Origin of the sequence: Pseudomonas sp. RU47, from assembly GCF_004011755.1 — a bacterium.
Lineage (GTDB): Bacteria > Pseudomonadota > Gammaproteobacteria > Pseudomonadales > Pseudomonadaceae > Aquipseudomonas.
This window is the reverse complement of the sequence record NZ_CP022411.1, coordinates 39181-60249: the sequence shown is the minus strand read 5'-3', so window position 1 is coordinate 60249 and position 21069 is coordinate 39181. Positions and strand designations below refer to the sequence as shown.

The window sequence follows — 21069 nt, the reverse complement described above, 5'->3', positions numbered from 1 at the left end:
ACGGTCAGGGCGAAATCGCAATCAGCAGCTATAACTCATTGGTAATTCTTCGGATATTCCATGATGGTTGCTACCCGAGAGACGCTGCGTAGCTGGTTTTATCGCCCGTGGTTTTTGGCGATGATCGCGGCTGTCCTCAGTGCCTGCCTGCTGATCGCAGGTGGAATGTTCGTGGCAATGCGTCAGGTCGAGCAAAGCGAAAGTCAGGAAATGAACGCGCAAGGCGAACGTTTCCTCGCCCGCCTCGAACAATTGTTCGGCCAGTTACGCGAAAGTCTCGACGATCTCGAAGCCCAGCCGCTGCGCAGTTGTGACGATGAAATGATCGCCACCTTGCAGCAAGTCACCTTCAACTATCGCTTCGTCTACGAAGCGGCTTACATGGACGCCTCGCGGATCTGCTCCAACCGCCCGCGTCAGGAAGGCCTGTCGGTTGTCCGCGCGCCGGACATCAAAGGCCCGACTTACAGCTATTGGCTGAACACCACCACTGAACCGGATGAAAACCGCGCAGCCCTGATGCTCGGGCGCGGCAACTTCCGCGTGGCCACCTCGCGCGGGCACCTGACCGACATGGTCGATCTGTCTCCCGGCAGCAGCCTGCTGGTGGTACTCGATCACGGCACCCGGGCCATCCCGGTGCTCGGCATGGCGCAAGCCTGGCCGCCCACGGAACACTGGCCACCGAAAAGCCGCGATGCCTTGCAAGTCACGCAAACCCGGCTGATCTACCGCATGCCCACCAACAACCCGGAATATCAGCTGGTGCTGATCACACCCAGGACCGGAATACATATTCCCGCTATCTGGTGGTGGATGATCCCGGCGTGTGTGCTGCTCGGCGCATTTCTGGGGTTTTTCGTTTTCCTGCTGGTGCGCCAGCGCCAGTCGCTGGACGCGGAACTGCACGGCGCGATTCGTCGAGGCGAGTTGCAGGTGCTCTATCAGCCGATCTTCGATCTCGACAGTCGCAATTGCGTCGGCGCCGAAGCATTGCTGCGCTGGCGCCGCCCGGATGGCACGCTGACCAGCCCCGATCTGTTTATCCCCATGGCGGAAAATACCGGGCAGATCCGCCAGATGACAGACTTTGTCCTCCAGCGTTTGCTGGAGCAACTGGGTCCGGTGCTGCGGGCCAATCCGCAACTGTATATCTCGGTCAACCTCGCCGCCTGCGACGTGATGGTGCCGCGCATCGGCCAGGTCATGGCGCGACTGCTTACACTGCACCGGGTGGCCGCACGGCAGATTGCCTTCGAAGTCACCGAGCGTGGCTTGATTGATGTGGTAGTGGCGCGGGAAAACCTGCAAGCGCTGCGCGATGTTGGCCATCAAGTGTTGATCGACGATTTTGGCACCGGCTATTGCAGCCTCGCCTACCTGCAAACCCTGCCGGTCGACTGCCTGAAAATCGACAAAGCCTTTATCGACGCCCTCGGCCATGACGCGGCGAGCAGCGGCGTCGCCCCGCACATCATTCACATGGCCCAGGCACTGGATCTGAAGGTGATTGCCGAAGGCATCGAACTGGAATCACAGGCCGAATTGCTCAGCAGCGAAGGCGTCAAGTTCGGCCAGGGCTGGTTGTTCGCCCATGCCCTGAGCGCAGTGCAGTTCATTGAGCTGATTACGCGCGGGCGACGCCTTGCCGGGCGCCGTATGGATGATGAAGCCTAGACGGCGAGCGCCATATAGAACTGCGTGCCCTGCCCCGGCCTCGAATAGACTCCCATCCGCCCGCCATGCAGCTGGACGATTTCCTTGCACAGCGCCAGACCCAGTCCGGCGCCGCCCTTCTTGCGCCCGACCTGCACGAACGGCTCGAAGATCCGCCCCTGCTGGCCGTAAGCAATACCTTCGCCATTGTCTTCAACACTGATGATCACCCGCTCACCATGTCGACGCGCCTGCAAGCGGATCTGACCGTCACGGGCGGTATGGCGCAGGGCGTTGTCGATGAGGTTGTCGAGTACGCGATCGAGCTGCGCCTGATCGGCCTGCAAACGTGGCAGCGGCGCCTGTACTTCGACATTCAGGGCGATGCCCTTGGCCGCCGCCGAATCGGCAAAACGCAATTGCGCCTGCTCCAGCAAATCTTCGATGGAGCACGGCGCCAGCGTGAGTTTCTGCAGACCGTTCTGATAACGCGAAAAGTTAAGCAAGTCGTTGATCAACTGCATCAGACGCTGCATTTCCTCGTTCACCGTGTCGAGCAGATCTGCCTCGCGGGATTCCGCTGGAAACTTCGCCCGCTCACGGAACAAACCGAACGCCATGTGCATACCGGTGACCGGCGTGCGCAGCTCATGGGAGGCGCGCAAGACGAATTCACTGCGCACCCGCTCAAAGGCGCGCTGCTCGGTGACATCGTGCAAGACCATCACAGCGCCGAGGATATGACCTTGCGTGTGGCTGACGGGCGTCAGGCTGTAGGTCAACAACCGTGATTCGCCATCGACCTCGATGCTCAAATCTTCCGGCGCCCGCTCCAGAGTGCCGCCGCGCAAGACCAGTTGCAGTTGCGCATCCAGCTCGGGCCGCCCAAGCGCCGTACCCAGTCCCTGGCCGAGACGATCATCATCCCAACCCAACTGCCGCTGGGCGACGGGATTGAGGTGCTCCAGATTCCCCTGACGATCGATCATCAGCAAGCCGTCATCGATGCTGTCGAGCACCGCCTGCAAGCGTTGCTGGCCAGCGAGCAATTCATCGACGTTGGTCGCCTGATGCTCACGCAGCGCTTCAGCCATCAGGCCGAAGCGTTTGGTCAGCAGATTCATCTCCATCGCCGAGGAAATCGGCAGGGTTACTTCAAAATTGCCTTGGCCGATATTGTCCGCCGCTTTCGCCAGCGCCTCGATCGGCGCGCCGAAACGCCTGGCAATGCCGTGGGCCGTGATGAAACCGATGATCAGCACCGCCAACCCGACAAATCCCAGCAGACCCGCAATCAGCAAGGCACGGTCACGCGCCTCACGCTGTACCGCGTTGATATTGTCCAGTGCATGCTTGTGTTCGGTGATCAGTCCGTTGCGCAACGTGTTGAAGCGTTCCCGGAATTCGGCGCTGCTGCTCATCGAGCTGGCCGGGTCTCGGGACAAATCGAAAGCTTCCAGGAAGCTCAGATAATCCGCTTTTGCCCGACTGAAGCCGTATAACCGGCCATCGCCCTCTTGCTCTTGGGCGATGCCTTGGTCGAGCAACTCGAAGTAATGCTGCTTCGACGCTTCGAACGCCACGGGATCAGGCTTTTCCGCGAGCATGATGATCAGTTGATCACCCAGCGTCTGCCGCAACTTGAGCCCCAGATCCAGAGTGACGAAGTTGCTGCGCACCAAGGCCTCTTGAGTACCGGCCATCTGCATCACGCTGACCAGCCCGAGCAGCAGCCCGAGCAAGGCCACAGTGATCAGCGCGGAAATGCTCAGGAACAAGCGGGTCCGCAACTTCATCGCCAGTTTCATCGTCGATCGCTCACAGGTTGTACTGCTTGCGCTTGCGGTACAGGGTCGAAGCATCGATGCCGAGGGTTTTTGCCGCCTGATCCAGCGTACCGGCGGTGGCGAGAACCGCGCCGATGTGGGCTTTCTCCAATTCGTCGAGGCTCAATGCCGCACCGACTCTTGGCGCATTGTTGGCCGGTTGTTCGGCCATGCCGAGGTGGCTGATTTCCACGCGTTCCTGCGGGCAGATGATGCTCGCCCGCTCGACCACGTTGCGCAACTCGCGAATGTTGCCCGGCCAGCGGTAGCCGAGCAGTGCTTCACGAGCCTCGTCGCTGAAGCCTCGTGCCGGACGCGCGTACTCTTTGACGAAGCGCGCGAGGAAACGGTCGGCCAGAGTCAGGATGTCCTCGGCACGTTCACGCAGTGGTGGCAGGTGCAGGGTGATGACGTTCAGGCGATAGAGCAGATCTTCACGGAAACGACCGTCACGAACCATGTCTTCAAGGTTGAGGTTGGTTGCCGCCAGAATGCGCACGTCAGCGCGACGGGTGACCGGATCCCCTACCCGCTCATATTCCTTGTCTTGAATGAAACGCAGCAACTTTGGTTGCAATGTCAGGGGAAAGTCGCCGATCTCGTCGAGAAACAGCGTACCGCCGTCCGCTTGATTGACCCGACCCAAAGTGCTTTCGCTGGCCCCGGTAAAGGCGCCACGGCTGTGACCGAACAGCTCGCTTTCCATCAGTTCGGCGGTCAACGACGGGCAGTTGATGGTTACGCAGGATTTCTTCTCGCGTTTGCTCCAGCCATGAATCGCTCGGGCCAGCTCACCTTTACCGGTGCCGGACTCGCCAAGAATAAGAATGTTGGCGTCAGTGCTGGCGACCTGGCGGGCCGTTTCCAGTACCACTTTCATCGCCGGGCTGTGGGAATCGAGACCGTCTTTCGGCTTGCGGATCTCTCCTTCCAGCGCCTCGAGGCGCGCTGACAGTTGGCGCACTTCCAATTGCTTGGCGGTGGCCAGACGCAGTTGATCCGGGCTGCATGGCTTGACCAGATAATCAGCAGCGCCGGCCTGGATCGCATCCACAGCAGTATCGACGGCCGAATGCGCGGTCACAATCACTACACGCATCCAAGGCGCCTGAATACGCATCTGCGCCAGCACGTCGAGACCGTTGTCTTCGCCCAGACGCAGATCAAGGAAGCACAGGTCGAAAACCTGCCGTTGCAGTAGGGCGTCGGCCTGAGCCGCGCTGTTGGCGGTGGCAACCGTATAGCCCTCGTCTTCGAGGCAATAACGGAAGGTACGCAGGATGGCGGATTCGTCGTCCACCAGCAGAATGCGGCCTTGATGCTCAGTGGCAGATTCCATTTTTCCTACGCTCCATAGTGATTGGTCTTGGGTTAGTCCCGGAAAAATCGGGCAAGTTGCATGGTTGATTCTGAACGATGCCAGCCATAGGAGGGTAGCCCTCTCCTGCCTTTACGGCCAATACGTTGATTTTGTTGGTTTTTTAAACAAATTCCGATTTGCAGGGCATTCCCTGCGTACTTTTCTGACATCTGCGCCCTGCTCTCAATTCCATAAGAATGAAATCTCCTACGAAAAAATCGTGCATTGCGCACGATCCCAGATGACCCATCGTGCAGGATGCGTCGCTAACGCTTTTCGCCAAGATTGTAACATATTGATTTTATTGAATATTTTTCATTTAAAAAACTGGCATGCAGGCTGCAATACCTCATTCAGCCCGGGCAGATACGAACTGCCCCCACCGAATAAGAGTGAGGAACCCAGGATGACTCGCCAACGTGCCGCCCAAGTGCGTATCTCGCCACTGCATATCCAGCAAGGTCTGTTTGGCGTACTTGCGCTGTTGATCACCCTGATCGCCTGCCAGCAATACCTGCGCTGGGAAAACAGCCAGCAGGTTGAGCCGCTGATCTCGATCCAGCACAGCACACAAACGCACTTCAGCGCCGTCAGCAGCAGCCAGGCCGAAAGCGCCTCGATGCGCATGATGGATGTCGATCAGGCGCAGCCGCTCGATCAACTGCCACGTGAAGAGCGTTGGGTTTTCTGACTGATTGAATGAATTCGGGCGCGCAGCGCCGGGACACGCAACACCCCTAAATAGAGAAGTAAGGAGAATCACCATGTTGAGCTGGGCAATTACATTCTTGATCATTGCCATCATCGCTGCAGTACTGGGCTTCGGTGGTATCGCGGGCACCGCCACGGGTATCGCCAAGATTCTCTTTGTCGTGTTCCTGGTGATGTTCATTGCTTCCTTCTTCTTTGGCCGTCGCGGCCGAGGTTAACGATGAGTGCTTTGAAGACACTGGCAGCCGCCCTGCTTCTGGGCGGTAGTGCCATGGCGATGGCGGCCAATGACGGCCAGACGCGGGTCAACGAACTGTTGAGTTCAGACCCGCAATACCGGGAAACCTGGGAAGGCGTGGTGAAGAAGGAAGAGCGCCTGCCGGAATGGGTGATGAACCTGTCCGGCACGCCTGACCAACAGATGAATGCCGTAACTGAAGATGGTGACCAGTATCTGGTCGGCCCGCTCTGCGAATCCGCAGACAAGTGCCTGAATCACCGCTTGATCGTCGCGTTCAGTTTCGACAAGAAAGATGCTTACGCCATGCTCGTTGATGTGCCCGAGGGACTGCCCGCGGACAAGTCGCCAACGCGACATGCCACCTACCGCTTCCTCGGCAAACCCGACCAGGGCATGCAGGATCTTTTGATGGAAACCCTGAAGAAAGATCCGAAGTGGTACTGATCTGAACATGAAGGCAGCAGCCCTGCTGCTTTCCATTGCGCCGACCTGAGGAAGGCTGGCGCATGACCAGGGGGCCGGGACGTTCTGACTGTTGCAGGGTCGGAGTGACCTACGGGTACAGGGAGTGCCTGCGCAAGGGCCGGGTCAGGGTAAAAGCTGCGCCGCAGGTTCGCCGACCCACAGCGGTTCGACGGACTTGCGCTGAGCTTTCAATCAGACAAAACATTGATCCAGAGCGTCCAGCTCGTTGTTTTTATCGCTGACACTGCGCGCGAAAACATTACGCGGTGTTTCCTGGCGACCGTATATCGACAAAAAAACCGCTTGAACAGTAGGACTTCTAGTCTTGCCACGTAGGCTTTTTCCCAAGATTTTTGTCGATTTTTCTCGTTCAAAAAATAATCAACCTGCTCTGTGATGGCCGGTTCACGGCACTTATGCCGGCCGAAATGTCACAATCGAACCGGTTGGGACGCCAGTTTCATTTAAAAAAGCTCATGCCGATTCGGCATAGGGTAGGCGTTTACGGCATTAGACGGCGCAACCTTGCATCGGAATAGTTGCGCCTTTTTTCGCCTGCCGAAGAGCCGTAATCACGCGCTTCGGGGCACCTTATACGGAGGCAGATGCACAGACTTTTCCGCTAAAGAGCGTTCCAGTTCCTGCATGTGCCTGAGTCAAACGCAAGTAAGGGTAAAGATAATGAAGAAGGCAAAACTTAGCCTCGCCTGGCAGATCCTCATCGGTCTGGTATTGGGTATTGCAATTGGTGCGTTGCTCAACCACTTCAGTGCCGAGAAAGCCTGGTGGATCAGCAACGTCCTGCAACCAGCAGGCGATATCTTTATCCGTCTGATCAAGATGATCGTGATCCCGATCGTCATCTCCTCCCTGATCGTCGGCATTGCCGGCGTGGGTGACGCCAAGAAGCTCGGGCGTATCGGCCTGAAGACGATTATCTATTTCGAAATCGTCACCACCATCGCCATCCTCGTTGGTCTGGTATTGGCAAACGTGTTCCATCCGGGCGCCGGCATCGACATGAGCACCCTGGGCACAGTGGATATCTCCAAGTACCAGGCGACCGCCGCCGAAGTACAGCATGAACACGCGTTCATCGAGACCATCCTCAACCTGATCCCGTCGAATATCTTCGCGGCCATGGCCCGCGGCGAAATGCTGCCGATCATCTTCTTCTCCGTGCTGTTCGGTCTCGGTCTGTCGAGCCTGCAGTCGGACCTGCGCGAGCCGCTGGTGAAGATGTTCCAGGGCGTCTCGGAAAGCATGTTCAAAGTCACCCACATGATCATGAACTACGCGCCGATCGGCGTGTTCGCACTGATCGCGGTGACGGTGGCCAACTTCGGCTTCGCCTCGCTGGTGCCGCTGGCCAAACTGGTCATCCTGGTTTACTTCGCCATCGCCTTCTTCGCCTTCGTAGTGTTGGGCCTGATCGCCAAGATGTTCGGTTTCTCGGTGTTCAAGCTGATGCGCATCTTCAAGGATGAGCTGGTCCTGGCCTACTCCACCGCTTCTTCGGAAACCGTGCTGCCACGCGTGATCGAGAAGATGGAAGCCTACGGCGCGCCGAAAGCCATCTGCAGCTTCGTCGTGCCGACCGGTTACTCGTTCAACCTCGACGGTTCGACCCTGTACCAGTCCATCGCCGCAATCTTCATCGCTCAGCTGTACGGCATCGACCTGTCGATCAGCCAGCAGCTGCTGCTGGTCCTGACCCTGATGGTTACCTCCAAAGGCATCGCCGGTGTACCGGGCGTGTCCTTCGTGGTGCTGCTGGCGACCCTGGGCAGCGTCGGTATTCCGCTGGAAGGTCTGGCGTTCATCGCGGGTGTCGACCGCGTTATGGACATGGCCCGTACCGCTCTGAACGTGATCGGTAACGCGCTGGCTGTGCTGGTAATCGCACGTTGGGAAGGCATGTACGACGATGCCAAAGGCGAGCGCTACTGGAACTCCCTGCCGCACTGGCGCAGCAAGGAAAAACTGCCAGCTGGCGAAATCTCCAAGAACTGACACAAATCCCTGTAGGAGTGAGCCTGCTCGCGATGAGGGCTGTACATTCAACATCTCTGTTGTCTGATACACCGCCATCGCGAGCAGGCTCACTCCTACAGTGGACCGAGTCAGCCATACGAACCCCGGAGAAATCCGGGGTTTGTCGTTTCTGGCGACCCCGCTATCATTCGCCGCATTCTTCGGGGGATTTGACTGATGCTTAATGGCCTGTGGCTTGGCTTCTTCATCGTGGCAGCCGTGTCGGCGCTGGCGCAGTGGCTGATCGGCGGCAACGCCGGGATCTTTGCGGCGATGGTGGAAAGCATTTTCGCCATGGCCAAGCTCTCGGTCGAGGTCATGGTGCTGCTGTTCGGCACCCTCACCTTGTGGCTGGGCTTCCTGCGCATTGCCGAAAAGGCCGGGATCGTCGAATGGCTGGCCAAGGTGCTCGGCCCTCTGTTTCTGCGGCTGATGCCGGAAGTCCCGGCCGGTCACCCTGCCCTCGGCCTGATCACGTTGAACTTCGCCGCCAACGGTCTGGGCCTCGACAACGCGGCCACGCCCATCGGCCTGAAAGCCATGAAGGCGCTGCAGGAGCTCAATCCCAGTGCCACCATCGCCAGTAACGCGCAAATCCTCTTCCTGGTGCTCAACGCCTCTTCCCTGACCCTGCTGCCGGTGACGATCTTCATGTACCGCGCCCAGCAAGGCGCGCCGGATCCGACGCTGGTGTTTCTGCCGATCCTGCTGGCGACCAGTTGCTCGACGATTGTCGGCTTCCTCTCGGTGGCGTTCATGCAGCGTCTGCGGATCTGGGATCCGGTGGTGTTGGCCTATCTGATTCCCGGCGCGCTGATTCTCGGTGGCTTCATGGCGCTGCTGGGCACCCTGTCAGCAACCGCTTTGGCGGGATTGTCGTCGATCCTCGGCAATCTCACGCTGTTCGGGCTGATCATGTTGTTCTTGCTGATCGGCGCGTTAAAGAAAGTGAAGGTTTACGAGGCGTTCGTTGAAGGCGCCAAAGAAGGCTTCGATGTCGCGAAGAACCTGCTGCCGTATCTGGTGGCGATGCTCTGTGCGGTGGGCGTACTGCGTGCTTCCGGGGCGCTGGACTTCGGGCTGGATGGCATTCGTCATCTGGTCGAGTGGGCCGGCTGGGACACGCGGTTTGTCGATGCGCTGCCGACAGCGATGGTCAAACCGTTTTCCGGCAGCGCGGCGCGGGCGATGCTCATCGAAACGATGAAGACTTCAGGCGTCGACAGCTTCCCGGCGCTGGTCGCGGCGACGATTCAGGGCAGTACCGAGACCACGTTCTATGTGCTGGCGGTGTATTTCGGCGCGGTGGGCATTCAGCGGGCGCGGCATGCGGTGGGCTGTGCACTGTTGGCAGAGTTTGCCGGTGTGGTCGGGGCTATTTTCGTCTGCTACTGGTTCTTCGGCTGAACAAATATCCAATGTGGGAGCGAGCCTGCTCGCGAAAGCGGTTTGTCATTCACGTTGATGTGTCTGACACGACGCCTTCGCGAGCAGGCTCGCTCCCACAGGGATTGGTGTTGGGGCTTAAGGTCTTTGGGGGGCGAGCTTTTGGCCTTGGTCGACGGCCCACGCGACGACCTTGGTGGTCAGGCGATCACTGGCCTGACCAAACCCGGCGACCACCGCTGGCACCTGCACATCGCTCAACGGCTGGCGCTCTTCAAAGCGGCGACTGGCCAGGATGCGCTGGTCATAACCGCGCACCAACAACGCATCGACCCGCACCACGACGCTGGCCTGCGAGCCCTGATACTCGGTCTGAAACGCCTGCAAGCTCCCGCCCAATTCCAGATCCGCGGCAAAGTTGCTGTCATCGGTACTGAGCAACGTCACCCGACCATCACGCGCAAACCCGTCGAGCAAGCGATTACGCACCAGCACCGGCGCCGGATCACTCCAGCGCGAGCCCTTGTAGCTGCTGATCACATCGCCCTGAGGAATCACCGCAATTGTCGGCCGGTTCAAAGCCTCACTGGCCTGCAACTTGTTCAGCCGCAGCGACCACGATTGAGCCGACGCCGAACTGGCCGAGGCGGGCGTCTGTGCGGCTGGCAGGCGATAGACATCCGCCGGCTCGGACTTGGGCAGAATCGAACAGGCGCTGATCAAGGAAAAACCGGCAGCGAAGAGGGCGAGTCGAGTCAGCTTCATGGCGTGAATTCCTTGTTCTTGTCACGGCCCAGCAGGTAACCGCTGGGATTGGCCTCAAGGCGTTGGGAAATAGCGCGCAACGAGGTCAGCGTCTCACGCAGTTCGCGGATCGCCGGGGCCAGGCCATTGAGGCCCTGCATGCCGTTGTCGAGGGAGTTTTCGTTTTTGCTCAGCAAAGTGCTGATGGTGGTCGTGCTTTGTTCCAGCGACTTCATCGCCTGCTCGGCGCTGCCCAGTGCCTGTTTGCCCTGGTCGTTGATCAAACCGTTGGCGTTGCGCATCAGCAGCGACGTCTGTTCGAGCATGCTGCCGGCCTGTTTGCCGACGGTCGCCAGTTGCTGCATGGCCTGCTTGATATCGCCGCGCTGATCGTTGATCGTCCCGGTGGTTTGCTCCAGATGGGCGAGCGTCTTGCTGACGCGGTCGACGTTTTCGGCGGAGAACATCTGGTTGGCGTTCTGCAGCAGCGCGGTGATCCCGGTCATCAAATCGTTAGAGTCATTAAGCAGTCGCGAGATAGGCGAGGGTGAGGCGACGATGGTTGGCAGATTGCCGTCGTGACCACGGAGCTGCGGACTCTCGGGCGTGCCACCGCTGAGCTGGATGAGCGATGTGCCAGTGATCCCGGCCAGTGCCAGTTTGGCCTGTGTGTCTTCTTTGACTGGCGTGTCACCGGCCAAACGAATCCGCGCCAGCACGCGCCGTGGATCTTTCGGATCAAGGCGCAGGTTGATCACGTCGCCGACCTTGATCCCGCTGTACTGCACCGGGCTGCCCTTGGACAAACCGCTGACCGCCTCGCTGAAGACAATTTCGTAATCCTTGAACTCAGTGTCGACGCTCGACTTGGCCAGCCACAGGCCGAAGAGCAGGGCGCCTGCCACGACAATCACTGAGAACAGGCCGATCAACACATGATGGGCTCGGGTTTCCATGTCAGACCTCGTTGAGCAATTTGGCGGCGTCCAGCGCCGAGCGGCCGCGCGGGCCGTGGAAGTATTCGTGAATCCATGCGTCATCGGTTTCCGAAACCACATCGATCGGCCCCGCGACCAAGACCTTTTTCTGCGCCAGCACCGCCACGCGGTCGGTAATGGTGTAGAGCGTGTCGAGGTCGTGAGTCACCAGAAACACGCTGAGGCCGAGTGCATCGCGCAGGGTCAGAATCAGTTGATCGAACTGCGCAGCGCCTATCGGATCAAGGCCGGCAGTCGGCTCGTCGAGAAACAGAATATCCGGATCCAGCGCCAAGGCCCGCGCCAGCGCAGCACGCTTGATCATGCCGCCGGACAGCGACGCCGGGTATTTGTCCGCCGCCGACAGCGGTAATCCGGCCAACGCCAGTTTCACCGCCGCCAGATGCTCGGCATCGTTGCGGCTGAGGCCCGCATGTTCGATGAGGGGCAGGGCGACGTTCTCGGTGACCGTCAGTGAGGAGAACAGCGCGCCTTTCTGGAACAGCACACCGAAGCGTCGCTCGACCAGCGAACGCTCATGCTCGGACAGGCTCGGCAGGTTCTTGCCAAACACTTTGACCATGCCTTCGCTGGGCCGGCGCAAACCGACGATGCTGCGCAGCAACACCGATTTGCCGCTGCCGGAGCCGCCAACCACGGCGAGAATCTCGCCTTTGTACAAATCCAGATCGAGATTCTCGTGCACGCTCTGGCTGCCGAAACGATTGCACAGGCCACGGACTTCGATCACCGCCTCCGAGGGCGCGCGGGGTAGACGACTCACCAGCCCATCTCCATGAAGAACAGCGCGGCCACCGCGTCGAGCACGATCACCACGAAAATCGATTGCACCACGGCAGACGTGGTGTGTGCGCCGACCGACTCGGCACTGCCGCTGACCTTGAAGCCTTCCAGGCAGCCAATCGCGGCGATCAGGAAAGCGAAGATCGGCGCTTTCACCAACCCCACCAGAAAATGCTGGATGCCGATGTCCGATTGCAACAGTGTCAGGAACATCGCCGGCGAAATATCCAGCGACACCGCGCAGACCACACCGCCGCCAATAATCCCGCAGAGCATCGCAAGAAACGTCAGCATCGGCAGCGCCACCAGCATCGCCAGCACACGCGGCACCACCAGCAGCTCCATCGGGTCGAGGCCGAGGGTGCGGATCGCGTCGATTTCTTCATTGGCCTTCATCGAGCCGATCTGCGCGGTGAAGGCACTGGCGGTGCGCCCGGCCATCAGGATCGCCGTGAGCAGCACGCCGAATTCACGCAAAAACGAGAAGCCCACCAGGTCCACGGTAAAAATCGTCGCGCCAAAACTGGCCAGCACCGTAGCCCCGAGAAACGCCACCACCGCACCCACCAGAAAGGTCAGCAACGCCACGATCGGCGCGGCGTCGAGGCCGGTCTGTTCGATGTGCGCGATCATCGGCGTGATGCGCCAGCGTTTGGGCCGGAACAGGCCACGGGCGATGGTTTCCAGGATCAGGCCGATGAAACCCAGCACTTGCAGGGTGTCTTGCCAGACCGTTTCCACGGCGCGACCGATCCGGGTCAGCAGTTGCACGCTGACGCTGACTTCCGCCTCCTTGATCGGCACGCAGAAATCAGTCATCGATTGATACACGGTTTGCAGCAGCGCGCGGTCGGCGGAGGAGAGCGTGCAATCGGGGTGTTCGGCGGATTTGCCGAGACGCTCGGAGCCGAGCAGTTCGACCAGCAACGAAGCGCCAGCCGTGTCGAGGGCGCCGAGGCTATTCAGATCAATCGGCGTGTTGGCGTCGTACTGGCCGTGGAGCTTTTCGCTCAGGTGCTTGAGCTCGGCGTAATGGACAAGCGTCCAGTCCCCCGTGACCCGCAGGCGGGCAGGGCTGATCGACGTGTCCAGTTGGGCATTGCCGCTGATCGAACTGCTGGTCATAAGCTCCGTGCTTGTTCGGCTATTAGGCGAACTAACGTAATAGCACGAACGCGATTACTTTTCTTTGATCGCTGTGCTGTCCGTGACTTCGAAACGCAGCACGCCGATCACCTGGCCATCCTCGGTCAGCACCCGCACCTGCCACTTGCCCGCCGGATTGCCGGGGAAGTTCTGCTTGTGCGTCCACGCCCGGTAGCCTTCCTTGCGCCCGCCATGGATGTCGAGGGCAATGCGGTCGACCTCTTTGCCGTTGAATTGCCAGACGTGATAAATCCGCTCATCGAGCCCGCGCGGCGCATTGATCGCGGTGTAGGCGTAGAGGCCATCACCACGAATCTGTTCGGCACTGACCGTGTCGAGGCTGGCACCGGGGGTGCGATCCTGCATTTGCGTGCTGATCGCCACATCGGTCATCCACAGCGTCGCCGGCGGCACCCACGAACGCAGCGCCCAACCGACGCCGCCAATGCCGACGGTGATGCACAAGATCGCCAGGGCATTGCGCAGCGTGCGGATCGGGAAGATCGACGCCAGACTCGGGAACGACAGCAGCACAGCAATGCCCAGCGCCCACTTGAAGCTCTGCGCGGTGGTCAGGTGCATGATCACCGGCAATGCGGTGAGCAGGGCGGCGAACAGGGTCAGGGTGTGCAGCGCGAGAAACGCCCAGCGCCGTGGCGCCAGCCATTTGTAATAGAGCGGATCGACGATGGAAATCAAAGCGGCGACGCTGAGCAGGCCGGTGAAAAACAACTGGCCACTGTTCCAGGTCGTGGTGATGAAGAAGAATGGCAGGACAAAAAACAGACTTTCCTGATGGATCATCTGCGTCGCGTAACGCAGCAGCGGCTGGGGAATCTCGCGTTTGAAGATGCGGGTGAAGAGGCCGGTCAGGGTGTTTTCCAGCATCAGCCAGATCCAGCTGAGCAGCATGATCACGGTGATCCAGCTCGCCAGCCCTTGCTGACGATCGACCATGATGAAACTGCCGACTCCGGAGATGAAACCGCCAAGCGCAATGACCCCGGGATAGCGCTTCATCAGTTCGAGAAGGCGCTGGATCAGGAGCTGTATTTTTGGCATTTGGGCGGTTCACGACTGGATAGGAAAAAACCTCGACAGAGTAGCGCCCGCCGGGCGCTGTGGCGAGGCTGCCGGTCAGTAAATTCACCACTCACCCTGTGGGAGCGAGCCTGCTCGCGAATGCGGTGGGTCAGTCACCACATTTGTTGTATGACCCACCGCTTTCGCGAGCAGGCTCACTCCTACAGGATTAGTGCTCGGCCGGCCGGCGGCGGTGATGCAAACGCCAACCGATCAGGATCAACAACACCAGACCCAAGCCACCCGCACTCAACCACAACACCTGATCATCACTGATCAATGGCTTCTCGATCCGCAGATACCCCGGTTGCAGCAGCAACTCGCGCATAGCCTTGTTCGCCGCTTCCAGCGTCACCCCTTGCAGCTCGCGCGCCGGGTTGGCGAAACGGCCATCCTCGTAATCACTCAGCGCACTCCAGTAGTAATCCGCCATCGCGCTGTTGCCTTGCACCGCCCAGGCTTGATGGGCGATGGAAGCCTGTTTGATCCGCGCGAAGGTGTCCGGGTCGAGGCCGTTTTTCAGCAGATCGGCCTTGAGGTCTTCCAGCACCTGGATGGCTTCGTCGACATCATCGCGATCCAGATCGGCATTCAGGCTCATGAAGCCGACACCGCCAAACACTTCGCGCTCGGCCCAAGGTCCATAGGACAAACCGTGATTGAGGCGGATCTGCCGGTACAGCGCCCAGTCCAGATAATCCTTGAGAATGTCGAAGGTCTGGTCGTACTGATCATCGATCACCGGCTCCGGCACCAGCCAGTGCAGCTTGGCGCTGTCGCCGATAAAGCCACGGGTGAGGGTGCGCTCATGGGCGGCGCTGGTGCTGATGTCTGGCAGTGCACGGTGTTCGCTAGGCTCAACCGCTTCGAGTGCCCCCCAGGTGCGTTCCAGGTAAGCCGGCAGCAGTTTGTCGAGTTCGCCGACGACGATCAGGGTCATGTTGTTCGGCGCGTACCAGGCCTTGCGCACCTTTTCCAACTGCTCCTGAGTCAGGTGACCGACTTCGGCACGCTGCGGGCATTTCAGGCCCAGTTCGACGGCGAGTTGATTGGCCGCGGTGTGGCCGAGATCCTGACGATCGAGAAAACGTTGTAGCCGGGTGTAATGGCCACCGTCCTCGCGCTCGACCACCCGTTTGGCGGCGTTGATCGCGTTGTCGTCGATGCGCGTTTGCGTAAGCAGAGCCAGCAGCAGGTCGAGCACTTTGCGCTGGTTTTTCGCCGGGGCCTCGATGACAAACGTGGTGTCGGCGTTGCTGGTGAAGGCGTTCCAGTCACCGCCCAGTGCCTGCATGCGCTCCTCTAAACCGCCTTCGCCGGTGGCGTCGATGCCGCTGAACAACAAGTGCTCAAGCAGGTGCGGCAGCTCCTTGTCATCGCAATCGAAATCATCGAGGCCGACGCCGACCACCAGCCGGATCGCCACATGCCCGCGCTCGGTGCCGGGCTTGAGCAGCAACTGCAAACCGTTGGGCAGCGCATAGCCTTCGACCTGAAAACGATCCAGGGCAAAGGCGGGCAGGGAACCGAGCAACAGACAGGCGAACAACAGGCAACGCATAACAGGCTTCCATACGGCTGATTTGGAGATCCGTGTCGCTATTCAGGCCGCCATTCGCGAGCAGGTCGAATCGTCGCACCGTCGCTCCCACATTCGAAACGCATTCCCCTGTGGGGGCGACGGTGCGACGATTCGACCTGCTCGCGAAGGTCTTAAGGCTGAATCAATGTAACTGACTAAACCCAGCCCCAGTCGTTCAAGGCGAATGCGTAATGTCGGCAATATCATCCGCCGCCAGCGCTCCGGTGTCGGCCGTTTCCAGCACCACATACGCACTGCCGCAAAACAGTGAATTCAAGCGCTTCATGTCGGCAATCAACTCCAGGTGCAACGAACTGGTTTCCAGACTCTGGACGATCTTGCGTTGCAAACGGCTGACATGCGCATGGGCCAGACGGCGCTCCTGTGCGCGAAAGCGGCGTTTCTCGCGCAGTAGCTGGCGGGCACTTTCGCGGTCACCGCTGAGGAATACCGAGAGACCCAGACGCAGGTTAGCAATCAATTGCTGCTGCAACCCAGCAAGATCCTCCAGACCTTCTTCAGAAAACGAACGGCGCTGCGAAGTCTTCTGCTGCTGGATCTTGCGCAGCATGCGTTCGATCAGGTCGGCGGCCAGCTTCAGGTTGATCGCCAACTCAATGATCTCGGCCCAGCGCCGACTGTCCTGCTCGCCGAGGTCTTCGCGGGGCATCTGCGCCAAATACAATTTGATTGCGCTGTACAGCGCTTCGACGTCGTCGGTCAGCCGACGTATTTCCTGGGTGACGGCAGTCTGTTTGCCGCGCAGCACATCAAGGGTCGCGTCGAGCATGTTGTCGAGCAAGTCGCCCATGCGCAGGGTTTCCCGTGCGGCGTTGGCCAGCGCCAGACTCGGCGTGACCAGTGCGGTGGCGTCGAGATGACGGGGTTTGGCGGTGCCGTTGACCTCCGGCCGCTCCGGCAGCAACCACGCACACAGGCGCGCCATTGGCCCGACGCTTGGCAGCAGAATCAGGCAGCGCACGGTGTTGTAGAGCAAGTGGAAGCCAATGACCATTTCCTGCGGGCTGAAATCGAGGCTGTCGATCCAGTGCACCAGCGGGTCGAGCACCGGGATGATCAGCAGCAGGCCAATGAGTTTGTACAACAGACTGCCCAATGCCACTTGCCGGCCGGCGGCGTTCTGCATGCTGGTGCTCATGAACGCCAGCACGCCGCTGCCGATATTGGCGCCGATCACCAGACCAATTGCCACCGGCAAACTGATGACCGCAGCACCGGCCAGCGTCGCGGTGAGCAGCACGGCCGCGAGGCTTGAGTAGGAAATCATCGCGAACAACGCGCCGACCAAGGCGTCGAGGAGAATGTCACCGGTCAACGAGGCGAAAATCACCTTCACCCCTTGCGCGTGGGTGATTGGCGCAGCAGCCTCAACGATCAATTGCAGCGCGAGAATGATCAGCCCGAGGCCGATCGACACCCGGCCCATTTGCCCGAGCCGCGTCTGTTTGCGCGACAGAAAGAAAATCACCCCGAGAAAGATCAGCAGCGGCGACAGCCATGACAGGTCAAACGTCAGCACCCGCGCCATCAGCGCGGTACCGACGTCGGCGCCGAGCATGGTCGCCAGCGCCGGGGTCAGCGCCATCAGGCCCTGGCCGACGAAGGAGGTGACGAGCATGGCGGTGGCGTTGCTGCTCTGCACCATGGCGGTGACGACGATGCCGGCGACAAAGGCGAGCCAGCGCTTGGACATGTTCTGGCCAATCACATGGCGCAGGTTGGTGCCGTACACCCGCAGGATGCCGGTTCGGACGATGTGCGTGCCCCAGATCAGCAGGGCGACGGCGGAAAGCAGATTGAGCAGGGTGAGCATGCAGACCCCCTGTATTAGCAGTGCCTCAGAGAGGCAAGTTGACGGTACCGCGCGGTTTCTACGTTTTTGATACTTAAGCTGTAGTTGGCTAACGGTCTGGGCGCCAGCATTGCACAGCTAAAGTGTCGATTGAAACAAAAGTGTCATGAAAACGGGTTCATTCACCCACCTGAATCCGACACGGTTCCCGCGTGTTGCCCAAAACAAATGTGGGAGCGAGCCTGCTCGCGAAAGCGGTGGATCAGCCAACATTGCTGTCGACTGACACTCCGTATTCGCGAGCAGGCTCGCTCCCACAGGGGTACTGCGTATTGCCAGACTACCGGGTTACTGGCCCGGAATGTCCTTGCGCAGTTTCACCGGGTCTTGCTGCTGTCGCTTCTTGGCCATTGCGCCGCGCAGCTTGATGTTGATCGCTTCCACCGCCAGCGAGAACGCCATGGCGAAGTAGACGTAGCCTTTCGGCACATGCACGTCGAACGACTCGGCAATCAGCACGGTACCGACCACCAACAGGAACGACAGCGCCAGCATCTTCAGCGACGGGTGCTTGTCGATGAACTCGCTGATCTTGCCCGAGGCCAGCATCATCACCAGCACGGCCACAACGATCGCCGCAACCATCACCGGCACGTGGGACACCATGCCCACGGCAGTGATCACCGAATCCAGCGAGAAGACGATGTCGATGATCGCGATCTGGATGATGGTGTAGAGGAAGTTGCCGCCCTTGCCGCCCGGGGTTTCGTCGCTTTCGTCTTCGCCTTCCAGCGCGTGGTACATCTCTTGCGAGCTCTTCCACAGCAGGAACAGACCACCGAAGAACAGAATCAGGTCACGGCCGGAAATGCCCTGACCGAACACTTCGAACAGGTCGGCGGTGAGGCGCATGACCCAGGTGATCGACAGCAGCAACAGGATGCGGGTGATCATGGCCAGGCCAAGACCGAAGATCCGGGTGCGCTGCTGCATGTGTTTGGGCATGCGGCTGACCAGGATCGAAATCATGATGATGTTATCGATGCCGAGGACGATTTCCAGGGCGGTCAGGGTGAAGAAGGCAACCCAGATTTCGGGGTTGGTCAGCCATTCCATGTGTATTCCTTTGAGCGATTGTTAAACCGAAAAAGGTCCGGGCTTCAAACCGCGAAGCCAGGACCCGAAACGGTGAGTCTTGGGCTTATAGAGTGCTGAACACCGGGAAAGTCCCCAACAGCAGTGCAGCAATCAGGATGCAGATACACACCAGGATCGCCCATTTCAGGGTGAAACGCTGGTGGTCACCGAAATCGATGCCAGCCAGGGCCACCAACAGATAGGTCGATGGCACCAACGGGCTCAGCAAGTGGACGGGCTGACCGACGATCGAGGCACGGGCCATTTCCACTGCGGTGATCCCATAGTGGCTGGCGGCTTCGGCCAACACCGGCAACACGCCATAGTAGAACGCATCGTTGGACATGAAGAAGGTGAACGGCATGCTCACCAGCGCCGTGATCACGGCCAGGTACGGGCCGAGGAAATCCGGAATCACTGCCAACAGGCTCTTCGACATCGCATCGACCATGCCGGTGCCGGACAGGATACCGGTGAAGATACCCGCCGCAAAGATCAGCCCGACCACTGCCAGCACGCTACCGGCGTGAGCCGCGACGCGATCCTTCTGCATCTGCAGGCAAGGGTAGTTGACGATCATGGCAATACTGAACGCGACCATGAACAACACCGGCAATGGCAGCAGGCCGGCGATCAGGGTGCACATCAGGCCGAAGGTCAGGGCGCCGTTGAACCAGATCAGTTTCGGACGGCGGGCATCCGGGAACTGCGACACGCTGATTTCGCTGTGATCGATATCATCGCCAACCAGATGCAGCTCACCCAGACGCGCACGTTCACGTTTACCGTAGAAATAAGCGATAACCAGAATCGCCACTACACCAGCGGCCATGGCCGGAATCATCGGCACGAAAATGTCCGACGGATCGACATGCAGCGCACTGGCGGCACGGGCAGTCGGGCCGCCCCATGGGGTCATGTTCATCACGCCACCGGCGAGGATGATCAGGCCGGCCATGATCCGCGGGCTCATGCCGATGCGGCTGTACAGCGGCAGCATGGCGGCCACGCAGATCATATAAGTGGTCGCGCCGTCACCATCGAGGGAAACGACGAGCGCCAGTACGGCGGTGCCGACCGAAACCTTCAGCGGGTCACCCTTGACCAGTTTGAGAATCTTGCGCACGGCCGGGTCGAACAGGCCGGAGTCGATCATCAGGGCGAAATAGAGAATGGCGAACATCAGCATCACGCCGGTCGGCGCCAGCTTGGTGATGCCTTCGAGCATCATCGGACCGATCTTCGGTGCAAAACCACCGAACAGGGCGAAGACAATCGGGATGATGATCAGAGCGATCAGCGCGGACAGGCGCTTGGTCATGATCAGGAACATGAACGTGATGACCATGGCGAAGCCAAGGAAAGTCAGCATGGGAATACTCCAGGCGTAGCGCGGCTAGTTGAGTGAGCAGATCGGACGGGATCAGCGCAGAACGGGAAGCACGAGACGTACGGGCGGAGTGACAGCGAAAAGGCGGGCTACAGAGGACATCAGAATCACCATTGTTGTTGTTAATTGGGCCGTTCGTGCGAGGTATCACACGCGTTGGCCAACCGGTCTGTTGCCGGAAGTGGAGGCGATGCTAATCGCGGAAGCTTTCAGCTACCTTTCGCTGCAGAAAGCTTTGAATGAACGGTCAACCGGCCGTCGGATGCGAACCAGAGTCAATGAACACGGGAAGGGGAGCTTCGAAATGAGCGAATTGCACAGCGGCGGCTGCCATTGCGGACACATTCGTTATCAGTTCAGCGGGGCGTTGCAGGATATCGCCCATTGCCATTGTTCGATTTGTCGCCGAGTCAGCGGTGGAATCGTCACGACCTGGATTACCGTGCCGGCGGCAAATTTCCAGTGGCTGGCCGGGGCGCCATCGCGGTACGACTCGTCGGCCAGTTGCGCGCGCTTCTTCTGCCCGAACTGCGGTGCGCAACTGGCGTTGGTGACGTCGCTCAGCCCCGAGAGCATCGACGTGACCATCGCCACGCTGGATCAGCCGCAACTGGCACCGGCCGAGCGACATATCTGGACGGACAGCCAATTGCCCTGGCTGCATCTGGACGAGCAGCTTCCGGGCGAAGCTGAAGAAACGCTGTAGGTTTATAG

General features: G+C 59.7%; 18 protein-coding genes. 7 read left to right on the top strand and 11 right to left on the bottom strand.

Translation table 11 applies throughout. The features are described from left to right. Positions 1–63: 63 nt before the first annotated feature. Positions 64–1677: an EAL domain-containing protein gene (locus tag CCX46_RS00280; protein ID WP_174245092.1), complete on the top strand. Its 1614-nt coding sequence runs from the start codon at positions 64–66 to the stop codon at positions 1675–1677. On the opposite strand, the gene CCX46_RS00275 is transcribed toward CCX46_RS00280, so the two are convergent. After that, entirely contained in the window at positions 1674–3464 is a 1791-nt protein-coding gene (locus CCX46_RS00275; RefSeq protein WP_127925305.1) for an ATP-binding protein, read from the bottom strand. The two genes, CCX46_RS00280 and CCX46_RS00275, sit on opposite strands and share 4 nt — an antisense overlap. Positions 3465–3474: 10 nt before the next feature. Then, positions 3475–4821, bottom strand: coding sequence for a sigma-54-dependent response regulator transcription factor AlgB (gene algB / locus CCX46_RS00270; protein WP_025112294.1), 1347 nt, complete (start codon positions 4819–4821; stop codon positions 3475–3477). Positions 4822–5248: 427 nt separating this feature from the next. On the opposite strand from algB, the gene CCX46_RS00265 reads away from it, so the two are divergent. The 5 genes from CCX46_RS00265 to CCX46_RS00240 all read left to right on the top strand — a co-directional run bounded on the left by CCX46_RS00265 (position 5249) and on the right by CCX46_RS00240 (position 9700). Next, positions 5249–5533 (top strand): hypothetical protein, encoded by a 285-nt coding sequence (locus CCX46_RS00265; protein WP_127925304.1) that lies wholly within the window; start codon positions 5249–5251, stop codon positions 5531–5533. 73 nt (positions 5534–5606) lie between these two features. After that, positions 5607–5771: a DUF1328 domain-containing protein gene (locus CCX46_RS00260; RefSeq protein ID WP_003177151.1), complete on the top strand. Its 165-nt coding sequence runs from the start codon at positions 5607–5609 to the stop codon at positions 5769–5771. Between the two features lie 2 nt (positions 5772–5773). Next, positions 5774–6238, top strand: coding sequence for an inhibitor of vertebrate lysozyme family protein (locus CCX46_RS00255; RefSeq protein WP_016986435.1), 465 nt, complete (start codon positions 5774–5776; stop codon positions 6236–6238). 702 nt (positions 6239–6940) lie between these two features. Then, positions 6941–8272, top strand: a complete 1332-nt coding sequence (gene gltP / locus CCX46_RS00250; protein WP_007911792.1) for a glutamate/aspartate:proton symporter GltP — start codon at positions 6941–6943, stop codon at positions 8270–8272. 198 nt (positions 8273–8470) lie between these two features. Continuing rightward, positions 8471–9700 (top strand): nucleoside recognition domain-containing protein, encoded by a 1230-nt coding sequence (locus tag CCX46_RS00240; RefSeq protein ID WP_007911793.1) that lies wholly within the window; start codon positions 8471–8473, stop codon positions 9698–9700. A gap of 117 nt (positions 9701–9817) precedes the next feature. Here the strand turns inward: CCX46_RS00240 and CCX46_RS00235 are convergent, their stop codons facing one another. From CCX46_RS00235 to CCX46_RS00190, 9 genes are all read right to left on the bottom strand, one after another. After that, positions 9818–10444 (bottom strand): ABC-type transport auxiliary lipoprotein family protein, encoded by a 627-nt coding sequence (locus CCX46_RS00235; protein ID WP_127925303.1) that lies wholly within the window; start codon positions 10442–10444, stop codon positions 9818–9820. Beyond that, the gene (locus tag CCX46_RS00230) at positions 10441–11379 is read right to left on the bottom strand and encodes an MlaD family protein (protein ID WP_127925302.1); all 939 of its coding nucleotides are present in this window, start codon (positions 11377–11379) and stop codon (positions 10441–10443) included. Before CCX46_RS00230 ends, CCX46_RS00235 begins: the two co-directional genes overlap by 4 nt. A 1-nt stretch (position 11380) precedes the next feature. Next, on the bottom strand, positions 11381–12184 hold the full coding sequence (locus CCX46_RS00225) for an ABC transporter ATP-binding protein (RefSeq protein ID WP_007911797.1): 804 nt from the start codon (positions 12182–12184) through the stop codon (positions 11381–11383). Further along, positions 12181–13329 (bottom strand): ABC transporter permease, encoded by a 1149-nt coding sequence (locus tag CCX46_RS00220; RefSeq protein ID WP_127925301.1) that lies wholly within the window; start codon positions 13327–13329, stop codon positions 12181–12183. The genes CCX46_RS00225 and CCX46_RS00220 overlap by 4 nt, the downstream gene beginning before the upstream one ends. 54 nt (positions 13330–13383) lie before the next feature. Further along, positions 13384–14412, bottom strand: a complete 1029-nt coding sequence (locus tag CCX46_RS00215) for a DUF5924 family protein (protein ID WP_127925300.1) — start codon at positions 14410–14412, stop codon at positions 13384–13386. Positions 14413–14602: 190 nt separating this feature from the next. Then, positions 14603–15994, bottom strand: a complete 1392-nt coding sequence (locus tag CCX46_RS00210) for a M16 family metallopeptidase (protein ID WP_127925299.1) — start codon at positions 15992–15994, stop codon at positions 14603–14605. Between the two features lie 196 nt (positions 15995–16190). Next, complete coding sequence (locus CCX46_RS00205) at positions 16191–17849, bottom strand: Na/Pi cotransporter family protein (RefSeq protein WP_127925298.1); 1659 nt, start codon at positions 17847–17849, stop codon at positions 16191–16193. Positions 17850–18176: 327 nt separating this feature from the next. Further along, on the bottom strand, positions 18177–18944 hold the full coding sequence (locus CCX46_RS00195) for a TerC family protein (RefSeq protein WP_007911817.1): 768 nt from the start codon (positions 18942–18944) through the stop codon (positions 18177–18179). A gap of 85 nt (positions 18945–19029) precedes the next feature. Further along, complete coding sequence (locus tag CCX46_RS00190; protein WP_007911819.1) at positions 19030–20337, bottom strand: CitMHS family transporter; 1308 nt, start codon at positions 20335–20337, stop codon at positions 19030–19032. Positions 20338–20659: 322 nt separating this feature from the next. Between CCX46_RS00190 and CCX46_RS00185 the strand changes: the two genes are divergently transcribed. Next, entirely contained in the window at positions 20660–21061 is a 402-nt protein-coding gene (locus CCX46_RS00185; RefSeq protein WP_127925296.1) for a GFA family protein, read from the top strand. Positions 21062–21069: the final 8 nt, after the last annotated feature.

Bases quoted from the DNA above. Each gene is read 5' to 3' on its own strand.
- CCX46_RS00280 (WP_174245092.1), top strand. From the start codon at position 64: ATGGTTGCTACCCGAGAGACGCTGCGTAGCTGGTTTTATCGCCCGTGG.
- CCX46_RS00275 (WP_127925305.1), bottom strand. From the start codon at position 3,464: ATGAAACTGGCGATGAAGTTGCGGACCCGCTTGTTCCTGAGCATTTCC.
- algB (WP_025112294.1), bottom strand. From the start codon at position 4,821: ATGGAATCTGCCACTGAGCATCAAGGCCGCATTCTGCTGGTGGACGAC.
- CCX46_RS00265 (WP_127925304.1), top strand. From the start codon at position 5,249: ATGACTCGCCAACGTGCCGCCCAAGTGCGTATCTCGCCACTGCATATC.
- CCX46_RS00260 (WP_003177151.1), top strand. From the start codon at position 5,607: ATGTTGAGCTGGGCAATTACATTCTTGATCATTGCCATCATCGCTGCA.
- CCX46_RS00255 (WP_016986435.1), top strand. From the start codon at position 5,774: ATGAGTGCTTTGAAGACACTGGCAGCCGCCCTGCTTCTGGGCGGTAGT.
- gltP (WP_007911792.1), top strand. From the start codon at position 6,941: ATGAAGAAGGCAAAACTTAGCCTCGCCTGGCAGATCCTCATCGGTCTG.
- CCX46_RS00240 (WP_007911793.1), top strand. From the start codon at position 8,471: ATGCTTAATGGCCTGTGGCTTGGCTTCTTCATCGTGGCAGCCGTGTCG.
- CCX46_RS00235 (WP_127925303.1), bottom strand. From the start codon at position 10,444: ATGAAGCTGACTCGACTCGCCCTCTTCGCTGCCGGTTTTTCCTTGATC.
- CCX46_RS00230 (WP_127925302.1), bottom strand. From the start codon at position 11,379: ATGGAAACCCGAGCCCATCATGTGTTGATCGGCCTGTTCTCAGTGATT.
- CCX46_RS00220 (WP_127925301.1), bottom strand. From the start codon at position 13,329: ATGACCAGCAGTTCGATCAGCGGCAATGCCCAACTGGACACGTCGATC.
- CCX46_RS00215 (WP_127925300.1), bottom strand. From the start codon at position 14,412: ATGCCAAAAATACAGCTCCTGATCCAGCGCCTTCTCGAACTGATGAAG.
- CCX46_RS00210 (WP_127925299.1), bottom strand. From the start codon at position 15,994: ATGCGTTGCCTGTTGTTCGCCTGTCTGTTGCTCGGTTCCCTGCCCGCC.
- CCX46_RS00205 (WP_127925298.1), bottom strand. From the start codon at position 17,849: ATGCTCACCCTGCTCAATCTGCTTTCCGCCGTCGCCCTGCTGATCTGG.
- CCX46_RS00195 (WP_007911817.1), bottom strand. From the start codon at position 18,944: ATGGAATGGCTGACCAACCCCGAAATCTGGGTTGCCTTCTTCACCCTG.
- CCX46_RS00190 (WP_007911819.1), bottom strand. From the start codon at position 20,337: ATGCTGACTTTCCTTGGCTTCGCCATGGTCATCACGTTCATGTTCCTG.
- CCX46_RS00185 (WP_127925296.1), top strand. From the start codon at position 20,660: ATGAGCGAATTGCACAGCGGCGGCTGCCATTGCGGACACATTCGTTAT.